Source organism: Pseudoxanthobacter soli DSM 19599, from assembly GCF_900148505.1.
GTDB classification, from domain to species: Bacteria; Pseudomonadota; Alphaproteobacteria; order Rhizobiales; family Segnochrobactraceae; genus Pseudoxanthobacter; species Pseudoxanthobacter soli.
The window spans coordinates 382,727-395,199 of sequence record NZ_FRXO01000001.1 but is presented as its reverse complement, the minus strand read 5'-3'; the positions used below and the strand labels follow the sequence as shown (position 1 = coordinate 395,199).

The 12,473-nt window shown below is 68.4% G+C and carries 9 protein-coding genes; 5 read left to right on the top strand and 4 right to left on the bottom strand.

The annotated features are described in order from the left end of the window. Positions 1 to 197: 197 nt before the first annotated feature. From BUF17_RS01690 to BUF17_RS23070, 3 genes are all read right to left on the bottom strand, one after another. Complete coding sequence (locus BUF17_RS01690) at positions 198 to 1,298, bottom strand: DNA polymerase III subunit delta' (RefSeq protein ID WP_084563773.1); 1,101 nt, start codon at positions 1,296 to 1,298, stop codon at positions 198 to 200. 32 nt (positions 1,299 to 1,330) lie between these two features. Then, positions 1,331 to 1,993 (bottom strand): dTMP kinase, encoded by a 663-nt coding sequence (tmk, locus tag BUF17_RS01685; RefSeq protein WP_428977610.1) that lies wholly within the window; start codon positions 1,991 to 1,993, stop codon positions 1,331 to 1,333. Between the two features lie 192 nt (positions 1,994 to 2,185). Next, positions 2,186 to 3,997 carry a septal ring lytic transglycosylase RlpA family protein gene (locus BUF17_RS23070; RefSeq protein ID WP_073625465.1) on the bottom strand — a complete coding sequence of 604 codons (1,812 nt, stop codon included), beginning with the start codon at positions 3,995 to 3,997 and terminating at the stop codon, positions 2,186 to 2,188. A 701-nt stretch (positions 3,998 to 4,698) separates the two neighbouring features. On the opposite strand from BUF17_RS23070, the gene BUF17_RS01675 reads away from it, so the two are divergent. The 4 genes from BUF17_RS01675 to BUF17_RS01660 all read left to right on the top strand — a co-directional run bounded on the left by BUF17_RS01675 (position 4,699) and on the right by BUF17_RS01660 (position 10,681). After that, entirely contained in the window at positions 4,699 to 4,896 is a 198-nt protein-coding gene (locus BUF17_RS01675; protein WP_073625464.1) for a hypothetical protein, read from the top strand. Positions 4,897 to 5,050: 154 nt separating this feature from the next. Next, positions 5,051 to 6,574, top strand: coding sequence for a glycosyltransferase family 39 protein (locus tag BUF17_RS01670; protein ID WP_084563771.1), 1,524 nt, complete (start codon positions 5,051 to 5,053; stop codon positions 6,572 to 6,574). Then, the gene (locus BUF17_RS01665) at positions 6,571 to 8,844 is read left to right on the top strand and encodes an FUSC family protein (RefSeq protein WP_073625463.1); all 2,274 of its coding nucleotides are present in this window, start codon (positions 6,571 to 6,573) and stop codon (positions 8,842 to 8,844) included. The genes BUF17_RS01670 and BUF17_RS01665 overlap by 4 nt, the downstream gene beginning before the upstream one ends. A gap of 196 nt (positions 8,845 to 9,040) precedes the next feature. Beyond that, a complete protein-coding gene (locus BUF17_RS01660; protein WP_073625462.1) occupies positions 9,041 to 10,681 on the top strand; it encodes a fumarate hydratase in 1,641 nt (546 codons plus the stop codon). 53 nt (positions 10,682 to 10,734) lie between these two features. Here BUF17_RS01660 and BUF17_RS01655 read toward each other — a convergent pair whose 3' ends face one another. Continuing rightward, the gene (locus BUF17_RS01655; protein WP_428977609.1) at positions 10,735 to 11,202 is read right to left on the bottom strand and encodes a gamma-butyrobetaine hydroxylase family protein; all 468 of its coding nucleotides are present in this window, start codon (positions 11,200 to 11,202) and stop codon (positions 10,735 to 10,737) included. A gap of 213 nt (positions 11,203 to 11,415) precedes the next feature. Here BUF17_RS01655 and moaA point away from each other — a divergent pair, with 213 nt between their 5' ends. After that, a complete protein-coding gene (gene moaA, locus BUF17_RS01650; protein WP_073625973.1) occupies positions 11,416 to 12,435 on the top strand; it encodes a GTP 3',8-cyclase MoaA in 1,020 nt (339 codons plus the stop codon). The last annotated feature ends 38 nt before the right edge of the window (positions 12,436 to 12,473 follow it).

The following is a 12,473-nucleotide window of genomic DNA, read 5'->3' as shown; positions in this document are numbered from 1 at the left end:
CTGCGCCCGCACCTTAACGGCAAATCGGAAGAACACCGGAGGCTTCCCCGGGCACGGGATCGCCCGAAGCCACGGAATTCGCTCCATATTCGAAAAACCCGGGCCTCTCACGCCGGCCGGATCGGACCGGCTCCAGCGAAAGAGGCTCCCGGCTCATATAGCGCCGATGGGCGGCCGATCAAAGGCAGGTGTCGGGTTCACGCCGCGGCAAGGCGCGCCGCGTCGGAGAGGTCCTGGAACACGCCGACGACGACCTGCTTGCGATCGAGGTTGAAGGCGTCCGCGCGGGCGACCGCGCGGTCGATCTTCTCCCAGGCCTCCGCCCAGGCCGCCAGCGTGCGCGGACGGGCGCCTGCGGCGGCGGAGGAACGGACCCGGTCGGAGATGAAGGCGCGAATGAGGTCGATCGAGAGATCGTAGGCCTCCGCCGCTTCTCGGCCGGAAACGAGCTCGGCGAACAGATAGACCGCCTTGCGGTCCGGCTCGGCCGACAGTCGGGCGAGCAGCGGCGCGAGCGCGCCCTCGACATCGACGGCACCGCCGGCGAGCGCCGTCGCGGCCCGCCGCATGCTGCCCTCGGAGATCGCCGCGGCCCGCGCTGCCACCGAGCGGTCAGCGGTGAGGCCGAGAGCAAGCAAACCGTCCGCGACGTCGGCGACCGCGAGGGGGCGCATCATCAGACGGCGCGTGCGCGAGCGGATCGTCGGCAGCAACCGGCCGGGAGCATGAGATATCAGCAGGAACAATCCCTTGCGGGGCGGCTCCTCGAGCATTTTCAGAACGGCGTTCGCGGCATTGGCGTTGAGATCGTCGGCGGCGTCGATCACGACGATCCGGTAACCGCCGGCGCCGGCCGTGGAACCGAAGAACGGCACCAGTCGCCGCACCTCGTCCACGGTGATTTCGGTCTTGAAGCGCTTGGCCTTGTCATCCCAGGGCCGGCGCAGGTGGAGAAGATCGGGATGGGCGCCCGCCGCCATCAGCCGTGCGGCCGGTGCGTCGGCTGCCACGCTGAGCCCCGTAGCCTGCTGCACCGCCGGCGAAGCGGGGTCGGGATGGGCGAGGACGAAGCGCGCGAACCGCATGGCGAGCGTCGCCTTGCCGATGCCGCGTGGGCCGCCGAGAATCCATCCGTGATGCAGCCGTCCGCTGCGATAGGCGTCGAGCAGTTCGTGCTCGGCCGCCTGATGGCCGAACAGAAGCGTCTGCTCCCGTGGCGAGGGCGCGCCTTCGAGCGCCTCGGGCTCGCCGATGGCGGCATCGTCGTCGCTCTCCCCGCGTCGGGGTGCTTTCGCCATGGCCACTCCGCCTGTTAAGAATCTTCCCGCGTTCACACCGGACGCTGCGCCAGGGCGCCGGTCTCGGCGAAACGGCCTTCGACAGCAGCCCAGATCGCCGCTTCCACCCCGTCGACATCGAGCGTGCCGTCGACGACGACGCAACGGTCCGGCTCCGCCGCCGCGATTTCGAGGAAGCCGCGGCGCCGACGCTGTTGGATTTCGAGGCTATCGCCTTCGAAGCGGTCCGTCACCCCGTCGCCACGGCGGGCAGCGGCGCGCGCCAGCCCGATTTCCGCGGGCACGTCGACGATGATCGTGAGGTCGATGGCGAGATCCTGCAGCGCCAGCCGCTCAAGTGCACCGATCAGGGCCGGAGAGACGCCGGATGCCCCCTGATAAACGCGCGTCGAGTCGGTGAAGCGATCGCAGAGAACCCATTCCCCGGCCTCGATCGCCGGGCGTATGACGCTGTCGACGTGATCGACGCGGGCGGCGGCGAACAGCATCGCCTCGGTGTCGGCGCCGAGCGCCGAGGCCGCGCCGGACAGCACGACGTGACGCACGATCTCCGCGCCCGGAGAACCGCCCGGCTCCCGCGTCGTGCGCACATTCAATCCGAGCGAGGAAAGACGCGCGGCCAGACGCGTGATCTGGGTCGATTTGCCGGCGCCTTCGCCGCCTTCGAAGGTGATGAAACGGCCACGAGCGACCACGCGATTCTCCACGGCGCAATTACACGCCCGCCTGCGGCATCGCGGAGGCCGGAGGCCCCGCCAGCGGTGACGTTATGGAGCAAATGGCTGCGAATTCAAGGCGCGGGACAGCACGTGAATGCGGTGTCCGTCTCCCGCACCATCAGGCCTTGCTTCCGGCCCGAGCGCCGGCAAGGCCCGTCGGGCGTGGGCTCAGTTGGCGGTCGGCTGAAGTTCGCCGAACCGGGATGCGGCCTGCATCGCGGCGCTCAACTGCGAATCGCCGGCGAACGAGGACGCGGAGGGCGTCGGAGGCGCCAGCATCGAGAGCGTGTTCGGCGACGGCAGCGGCAGGGGAACCGCGACCTGGCCACTGCCGCCGTTCGTCGCAGCGGCATCCGCGGCAGACGAAGCGGCCTGTTCCGTCCCCGGCTTCAGCTCGGGTTCGTCGGGACCCGGGACATAGGAAGACGCGGCAGCGCCCGTTTCGGCCGCCGGAGTCGCGGAGGCCTGCGGCGTGACGGGCGGGAGTTTCGCGGCACTGTCGGTCGCGCCCGGCAGTTGCATCGGCTTGCCGGCGGCCGGCACGAACTCGGTGTAGCTATAGGTGTAGGTCGTCGTCATCCGCATGGGATCGACGCTGGCGACCTGCGTCAGCGCCTGCTTGTGTGCCGGCGCAGCAGCGACGCCGGGCCGCACGATCGCGGATTCGTCGGACCGAGGCGACGCCGCTGCAAGGCGGGCCGTCGCATCGGCGGCGGCGGAGCCTCCGGAGTTCTGATAGGCGACGGCAACCGGCGCGGCCTCGACCGGCATCACGGTGCCGGGCTTCACGGGCGGCAACAGGCTGTTGTCGGTATCGTTCGCCGCGACCGCCACGGCGTCCTGCGGCTGGACGGCCGGCTGCGGCTGTGTCGGCACTGCCGGCTGGGCGGGGGCCGCAGCGGCAACCGCGGGCTGGGCAGCGGCAGCGGGCTGGACAGGCTGGGCCGGGGAAGCGGCCGGAGCAGCGGGGGTGGCGGCAGCGACTTGCGTCGACGCGGCTACCGCGGCCGGCGCTGCCTCGGCGCGCGCGATCATGACTTCCGTGCCGGGCTTCACCGGCGGCATGTCCGGCGATGCGTTGGCGATCATAAGGTCACGCACTTCGGGACCGGTCACGCCCGGCAGCTCGGCCGGCGGCTTGGCGAGGCTCGGCACCGCATCCTGCAGCGCCCGCTCGTTGTGAGGCGTCGAAAGCGGCGAGCTCTTCACCGAGTAGACCGCCGTCGGACCGGCACCCATGGTGCTGTTCGATGCCAGCATGATCGACCGCGCATCGCGGTTGATCGTGCCCGGCAGCGGCGCACCCGGCCTGCCCGGCTCCGAATAGGTCGCCAGCAGCTGGGCGGTGTCGTCGACATCCTGCGGGGCTTCGCCGACATATTCGACGGACACGCGGGCGGACCCGGAACGCTTGAAATCGAGCAGAGAGGCCACACGGGCGGACACATCAACCAGACGGCGACGCGAGAACGGACCGCGATCGTTGACACGGGCGATGATCGAGCGGCCGTTCTTGAGGTTCGTGACCTTGACGTAGGACGGCATGGGCAGCGTGGGATGCGCCACGGTGATCGAGGCCGTATCGAAGGTCTCTCCGCTCGCGGTCATGCGGCCGTGGAAGGCGGCGCCATACCACGACGCCATGCCCACCGCCTTGTAGTGCGGATCGTGGGCCGGCGTGTACCAGCGATTGGCGACCTTGTAGGGCTTACCGATGATCGGGCCCTTCTTGCCGGCGTCCGTGGACGCGATGGCAATCGTCGATGTCTTCGGCTCGAGGGACGTGGTCTTGGTGTTGGCATTGCAGCCGGCAACAGCCAGGCACCCAGCGGCGAACCCGATGTTCACGACAGCCTTGCGGATCGATGCCGATCGGGCGACCGCCTTGTCGCCTCCGGATTTCCGACCGATCGCGGCCTCCTCGTCCATATCGGACGGGACCGCATGCGCACTGCTGCCGTCGAAGCCCGTATTCGCCATACCACCTCACTCGGTCGCGCCGCGGCAAGCCGGCGGCGCAGGCAGAGGATGAGCGCGTCGAAGACGACCCGACATCCGATCAAAACGAACGATGCAGCCTCGGCTGCCCGCTCTTTATCCGCGCGGCCCGATCGAAGCGGCCGTGCGTCTCCTTGTCAGCGGGTTCATCCCCGTTGTCCGGACGGTCAAGACGTTAACGACTTCGTTCCGTCTCGCCAACCCCATATGAGGCCGGGTCCCGCCTGATCCCTTCCGGAACGTTACCCAGAATGGCAGCATCCGCTGCAAAGGCAACCATGCCGGCCGGTCGACCGGTCCCGGAGAGGACCGGCGATCTCACCATCGCGCACCGACACCGGCCGAAGCGTTGGGTCCGGATGCGCCTCTATTCGATCATGGCGGATTGAGGCGCGAATGTGGCTCGACGGTGCCGCAGCCTTCCTACATTCGGATTTATTGCGGCGGAATTGGAATGTTCTTGAGGTGTTCCGCCGCTCTACCGGCATCTTCCCGGCAACGGCCGGTCTGCCCGCCCGCAGGTCGCAAGACCGTGATTCTCTGTCCTTTTGCGTACCCGGTCCGGCTTGCCTTGAGGCGGAATAAGGCGGAAGCTGCGGCCACATTCGCCATGAAGCCGCCACGCGCCATGCAAGGGCGGCGCGTCCTGGCGGCTTTAAGTCCGGTTGTCGACAGGGCCTTTTATGAAGCGTTTCGCGGTTCCGGTTCTCTTTCTCCTTGCCGCCGGCTTCTGGCTTTGGGGCCTGCACGACATCGTGTCGCTCGCCGTCAACGGCGAATGGGTTTCCGGCATCCCAAAGCAGCGCATCCTCGCCGAGGGCGTGGTGAAGCTGATCGTCGGGGTTCTCTGCTGCACCGGCGGCGTCCGCCTGTCGTCCTGAGGCGCCTCGGGCAGGCGGCGGCATCGCCCGTGGGCCCTTTGCTTCCCGTGCCGCTTCCCCTATTCAGTCGGCACGCGCCGGTTCCCGCGCCGTAGCGCCGGAACCGCGCATCGCCAGACAGAGCAGCGGGAGCAACCTCCATGGAAGCCGCCTCGTGAGTTCCCCCGCTTCCGGCAGCGGCCTGATGTTCCGAAACCCGGCACTTGCGGTCGTCCTGATCATCGTGATCGGCGGGCTTCTCCGTCTCGTCTTCGGCGCGTCGCTCGGTCTCGGCATCGACGAAAGCTATATGGTCGCGTCCGGCCGGGTGCTCCATCTCGGCTATTTCGACCATCCACCCGCCTCGTGGTGGCTGACGTGGGGCGCGTCTCGCCTGTTCGGCAGCGAAGCGCCGCTCGCCGTGCGGCTGCCGTTCATCGTGCTGTTCGCGCTCTCGACGTGGCTGATCTACCGGCTCACGGCCGCTCTATACGACGCCGCGGCCGGGGTCGCCGCGGCGCTCATTCTGAATCTCGTTCCCGTGCTCGGGGTGACCAGCGGCACATGGGTGCTGCCGGACGGACCGCTGTGCGCCGCGCTGCTCGGGGCGGCGCTCTGTCTCGTTCATGCCCTCGAAGCCAGGCGCCCGGCGAGCTACGGCTGGTGGCTGATGACCGGCCTGCTTTCGGGGCTGGCGCTGTTCTCGAAATACACTGCCGGCGCCGTCATCGCCGGTGCCGTGATCTATCTGGCGACGTCGTCGCGCCACCGCAGATGGCTTCTCCGGCCGGAGCCCTATCTGGCTGCCCTGGTCGCGCTCGCCGTATTCAGCCCGGTGCTCGTCTGGAACGCCGGCAACGGCTGGGCGTCGCTCGCCTTTCAGGGAGGGCGCGCCGCCGCTGCCCGCCTCAATCTTCTCGGGCCGGTGCGCACGCTGGCCGGCGAAGCGCTTTATGTCCTGCCCTGGATCTGGCTGCCGCTGGTGATCGTCGCGGCCCGGGCGACTCTCCGCGGCCCGTCGGAATGGCGCGGCTGGCTGCTCGTGTGCCTCGGCCTGCCGCTCGTCGTGGTGTTTCCGGTGATTGCGCTTTGGTCGAACCGGCAGATCCTGTTCCACTGGGCGGCGCCGGGATACCTGATGCTGATCCCGCTGCTCGCAGAGGCCGTCGCGCGTCGGCTTGTCGCGGGGAACCGCCTGACGCGCCTCTGGCTGCGCGGTACCGTCGTATTCGTGGTGGCGGTTGTGATCGCGTTCTCGATGCTGGTGCGGTTCAATCCGTTGCCCTCGCTGTGGACCAAGGAGGGTCCTCTGCGACAGCTCGCCTATGACGGCACCGACTGGACCGGCCTGCCGGCCGCCCTTGGCGGGATCGGCCTTCCGCCGGGACCGGACATGCTGGCCGCGGGTGTGAACTGGCGCGATTGCGGCAAGATCGATTACGGGCTCGGCGGCCGGACACCGTTCATCTGCCTCAGCCAGGACGCTCGCCAGTTCGGCTTCCGCGGGCCGGGCCCGGCCGATTATCTCGGGCGTGACGTTGTGATCGTGCTGCGCGCGGGTGATCTCGGCCGGCTTGCGGTGCTCGCGCGGAACTTCAAGTCGCTTGAGGATCGTGGCACCATCCGATTCCCGGTCAACGGCGCGACCGACATCGACCTTCACGTCTTCATCGGACACGATCTTCTGGCCTGGCCATGATCTTCAGTCGTCTCGGCACCGCGCTGTCGACGCTACGGGACCGCAACCTCCTGAGCCTCGTGCCGCAGCCGATGCGGGTTCACGTCGCCCCGGCGCTGCGCGCAGGCATCGCCACGATCGTTCCGATTCTCGTCAGCGAGATCCGCGGACAGCCGGAGATCGCCGCCATCGGCGTGGCCGGCTTTCTCGGTTGCCTCGTCGATCCCGGCGGCTCGTGGCGCCGCCGGTTTCTCACCATGGGCGGCTTCGCCGTGCTGGCGGCGCTCGTTTGCTGGCTTGGTTACTTCGCGAGCCTTTCGCCCTACGCGGCCATTCCGGTCGCCTTTCTCGGCGCATTCGTTCTCTCCTATGCCATGGTGTTCGGCGCGGCCACGACGTCGCTCGGGCTGATGCTGACGATCGAACTCATGATCTTCCTCGGCACGCCCATGCCGGGACCGGGCGAGGTGATGCTGGCGAGCCTGTGCGCCCTGATCGGCGGCTTGTGGGCGATGCTCGTGACGCTCGTCGTCTGGAACACCCCGCCGGATACGCCGGCACGGGGGGCCACCGCCATCGTCTGGCAGAAGCTTGCGGACCTTACCGACGACCTCGCCGGGCGCTACGGTGCCGGGGCAAACGCCGCCGACTGGGAGAGCCTCCCGTCCGACCGATGGGCGCCGGTGCGCGCCGCCATCGAGGACGCCCGCACCGCGCTCGCCGCCGTCAGGCGCACGCGATCCGGCCCGACCGAACGCAGCCTCGTGCTTCTGGTGCTGCTGTCCGATGCCGAAGAGTGCTTCAAGCTCGCCTGCGCGCTTTCCGGCACGCTGGAGCAACTCGGCGCAGCGGAACCCGGCGCTCCCCGCAGCGCGGTTCTCGACGGACTTGCGGCGCTGACCGAGGATATGCGCGCCATCGCCGAGGCGCTCGAACGGATGCGGACGAACGGCTCCGTCGCAGCCCTCGGCGCTGAACGGCGCGAGGAGGCGCTGCGCCGCCTGCGACAGGCGACCGCCGCCATCGGCCGCGGCAGCGGCGTCGCCGTGGCTGACGGATCGCCCCATGCGGTGCAGGCCGCCTTGCTGTTCCGCGAACTCGGCCAGTCGCTGGAGGATGCCGGCGGCGCCCGCCCCGCCGGACGCGGCACCAACGACCTCGCGGAGGCCATCTGGCGGCAGAACGCGCAGTTTCATTTCGGCGAGATCGGCGAGACCCTGCGCACGAACTTCACCGTCCGTGCGGTCGCTTTCCGCCATTCGGTGCGCGTGGCCGTCGGCGCCACGGCAGCCTATGTGCTCAGCAGCCTGATGCTGCTGAATCACGGCTACTGGCTGTCGATCACCACGGTCCTGATCCTGCAGCCCCACATCGCCAGCACCTGGCGCAGGATGCTCGACCGCATCGCGGGCACCGTCGCAGGCTCGGTCGTGGCGGCGGTCCTGCTCGCCACCATCTCGACGCCGATGGATATCGCGCTTCTTGTCTTCCCGTTCCTCGCGGTGGCCGTGCTGCTGCGCGGCCTCGGCTACGCATTCTACGTGTTCGCGATGACGGTCGGCTTCCTGCTGATCGCCGACCTGTTCATCCCGAGCGGGATGGCACCGTGGACGCTGGCGCTGGTGCGCGTGGAGAACAGTTTCCTCGGCGCGGCGCTGGCGCTGATCGTGGCGTTCGCGATCTGGCCGAACTGGGAGGAACGCGGGCTGCCGCGGGCCATCGCCAACTCGCTGCGTGCCGCCTCCACCTTCCTGTCCGCCGCGCTCGCGAGCCGGACCGTGGACGCGGAGCGTCACGTCGACCTCGCGACGCTCCAGCGGGAGTGCGGGCTTGCCAACAACAATTCGGAGGCGAAACTGCAACGGCTCGTGAGCGAGCCGCGGCTGAAGCCTTCACCCGCGATCGCGCCGGCCATGGCGATGGTGATCGCGCTTCGGCGATTGACCGGACTGGCGATCGAACTCGACAACCTGCCCGAAGCCGCCTTCGCCGGCGAAGAACGCCAGGCCGTGATCGCGGACGCCCGGCGATGGATCGAGCAATCGCTCGGAACGATCGCCGGCGCGCTCGAAGGCGATAGCGCCTATCGACCGCCGGAACCGCTTCCTGCCCATGTCAAGGATGCGGCGCTCAGCGACGCCGAGGGCGCGGGCCGCAAGCCGGAAGATCTGCTGCTGACGATCTTCGAGCGGATCGAGCGCCAGATCGCGGCCATCGGGGACAATGCCGCGGACTTCCTCGCCGTCACGGAGAGCGCGACCCGCGGGTCTCTGCGCGCCGCCGCTGACTGACACAAAATCCGGGGGGTGCGCGCCGGCGCCTATCCTGCCAAAGGCGTGCTTGCCGCCGCCGTCTCCTTGGCATTAGAACAGCTCGCGTTTCACCCCCCGCGCCGACGCGACCGCGCCGCGCCGCGATGTCTGGTGTCGCGGTCCCCGCAGCCCCGAGCCCGAGGCAGCCCGGTTCCGTGGCGATGGAGATGCCGCAATGACCGTTCACGACATTCCCGAGCCGGAATTCAGCTACAAGCCGCTGTTCTCCTACGGCGCGGACCCGACGCCCTATCGCAAGCTGACGAGCGACCATGTGCGCGTCGAGCGTTTCGGCGACCGGGACGTCGTCGTCGTGGAGCGTGAGGGCTTGCGCCTGCTCGCCGAGGCGGCGATGTCGGACATCAACCACCTGCTGCGGCCGTCCCATCTCGACCAGCTCGCGAAAATCCTCGAGGATCCCGAGGCCACCTCGAACGACCGCTTCGTCGCCTACGATCTCCTCAAGAACGCCAACATCGCCGCCGGTGGCGTGCTGCCGATGTGCCAGGACACCGGCACGGCCATCGTGATGGGCAAGAAGGGCCGGCTAATCTGGACGGACGGCGGTGACGAGACCGCCCTCGCGGAGGGTATCCGGGACGCCTACCACAAGAAGAACCTGCGCTACAGCCAGCTCGCGCCGCTCTCCATGTACGAGGAGCGCAATACCCGCTCCAACCTTCCGGCCCAGATCGAGCTCTATGCCGAGGGCGAGGACGCCTACAAGTTCCTGTTCATGGCCAAGGGCGGCGGCTCGGCCAACAAGACGTACCTGTTTCAGGGCGTGCCGTCGCTGCTGAACCCGGAGCGCCTGCTGCCCTTCCTGAAGGAGAAGATTCTCACCCTCGGCACGGCGGCCTGCCCGCCCTATCACCTCGCGATCGTCATCGGCGGCACCTCGGCCGAGTTGAACCTGAAGACCGTGAAGCTCGCCTCGGCGCGCTATCTCGACGAACTGCCGACGGAAGGCTCCGAGGACGGCGGCGCCTTCCGCGATCTCGCGATGGAAGCCGAGATCCACAAGATGACCCAGCAGCTCGGGGTCGGCGCGCAGTTCGGCGGCAAATATTTCTGCCACGATGTTCGCGTCATCCGCCTGCCGCGCCACGGCGCCAGCCTGCCGATCGGGCTCGGCGTGTCCTGCTCGGCCGATCGCCAGGCGAAGGCCAAGATCACCCGCGACGGCATCTATCTGGAGGCGCTGGAAGCCAATCCCGCCCGCCACATGCCGGACGTCGACGAGGCGAGCCTCGGCGGCGACGTGGTGAAGATCGACCTGACGCGGCCGATGGCGGAGATTCTCGCGGAGCTGACGAAGCACCCGATCAAGACGCGCCTGTCGCTCACGGGGCCAATGATCGTGGCACGCGATCTGGCGCACGCCAAGCTGCGCGAGCGGCTGGAGCGCGGCGAGCCGCTGCCCGACTATTTCAAGAATCACCCGATCTATTATGCCGGCCCGGCCAAGACGCCCGAAGGCTACGCCTCCGGCTCGTTCGGCCCGACCACCGCCGGCCGCATGGATGCCTATGTCGACCAGTTCCAGGCCGCCGGCGGCTCGATGGTGATGCTCGCCAAGGGCAACCGTTCCGCGGCGGTGCGCGATGCCTGCGCGCGCCATGGCGGGTTCTATCTCGGCTCCATCGGCGGGCCGGCCGCCCGCCTTGCGCAGGACTGCATCAAGAAGGTCGAGGTCGTGGAATATCCCGAACTCGGCATGGAGGCGATCTGGCGCATCGAAGTCGTGGACTTCCCGGCCTTCATCGTCGTCGACGACAAGGGCAACGACTTCTTCAAGGCGCTCAATCTCGGCTGACGACCGCCCATGCGGTGTTGGACGGGGCGAAGCCGAAGCGCCCGCCCCGTTCGTCAGCGATGGCGCGACAATCCCGCGGCCTCGAGTTCGGTGATGTAATCGGCCATCAGACGGCCCTGATCGCGACCGAATTCGTGCAGCAGCCGCCAGGTGAAGATGCCGGTCGAATGGCCATCCGCAAAGACGAGCCGGACGGCGTAGTTCCCGACCGGCTCGATTCTCGTGATCGTGATCTCCGCCATGCCGGGCACGAGTTTTCGCTCGGACGGACCGTGGCCCTGAACCTCGGCAGACGGAGAGCGGACGCGGAGGAGTTCGGCCGGAATCGCGAAGCTCGCGCCATCCTCGAACGTCACAGCAAGGGTCCGCTTGTCCTGCTTGAGGCGAATCTCCGTCGGCCAGACGTCCGCTTTCGTTCCGCTCGTCATGAGCGCACCTTTCCTCGGCTGCCACTGCAAGCCCACGCCCGCCAGTGGGGCCTTTCTGCCAGAAAGACGTTCGATCTGGAAAACGCGGCGCATGCGGCGGCGGTTTCGCCCTTGCCGCCCTTCCGTGGGATGCCAATATCACCGCGTAGGGGCAAGGACCAGCCGCGTGACTGGAAAGCCGAGCGCCCGACACCGCATCCCCCGCTCGCCCGACCTCTGCCTGGGCCGGGTCGGGGTCACGTTCGACAACGCAAGGTGATTGGCTCGGATTCGATGGCGACCCTCCTCTCGAACCCTCCCCTCGCGATGTCCCGTGCTGGCCGGCAGGCCGGTGACGCGCTGATCGACCCGTTCAGCCGCCGGATTTCCTATCTGCGGGTTTCGGTGACCGACCGGTGCGACTTCCGCTGCGTCTATTGCATGGCGGAGGACATGACCTTCCTGCCGCGCCGGGAGTTGCTGACGCTCGAGGAACTCGACCGGCTGTGCTCTGCCTTCGTCGGCCTCGGGGTGCGGAAGCTCAGGATCACCGGCGGCGAGCCGCTGGTGCGCAAGAACGTCATGACCCTATTCCGCGGGCTGTCGCGGCATCTCGTCTCCGGCGCGCTTGAAGAACTGACGCTCACCACCAACGGCTCGCGGCTCGCGCACCATGCGGCGGAACTGGCGGATATCGGCGTCCGCCGTATCAACGTCTCGCTCGATACCCTCGATGCCGGGCGCTTCCGCGAGCTGACGCGGCGCGGCGACCTCGGCGTCGTGCTGGACGGGATCAAGGCCGCGGAAGCCGCCGGGCTTCGGATCAAGATCAATGCCGTCGCGCTCAAGGGCATCAACGAGCATGAGATCGAGGACCTGATGCTCTGGTGTCACGACCGCGGTCACGACCTGACGCTGATCGAGACCATGCCGCTCGGCGAGGTCGTTACCGACCGCACAGACCAGTACCTGCCGCTCGACCTCGTTCGCGAACGGCTTGCCCAGCGCTACACGCTCACGGATCTGGCGATGCGGACCGGGGGCCCAGCCCGCTATGTGCGCGTGGAGGAAACCGGCGGCCGGATCGGCTTCATCACGCCGATGACCCATAATTTCTGCGAGGCGTGCAACCGGGTGCGCGTGACGTGCACCGGCACTCTGTTCATGTGTCTCGGGCAGGAGGACGCCGCGGACCTGCGCGCGCCGCTGCGCGGCTCCGAGAGCGACGAGGCGCTGCGCCATGCCATCGTCGAGGCCATCGCCCGTAAGCCGAAGGGCCACGACTTCGTCATCGACCGGAACAGCCGTCCGAGCCTGTCCCGCCATATGTCCATGACGGGCGGCTGAGGACGCGCGTCCGCTGGGCGGCCCTGTGGCCCCTTGCC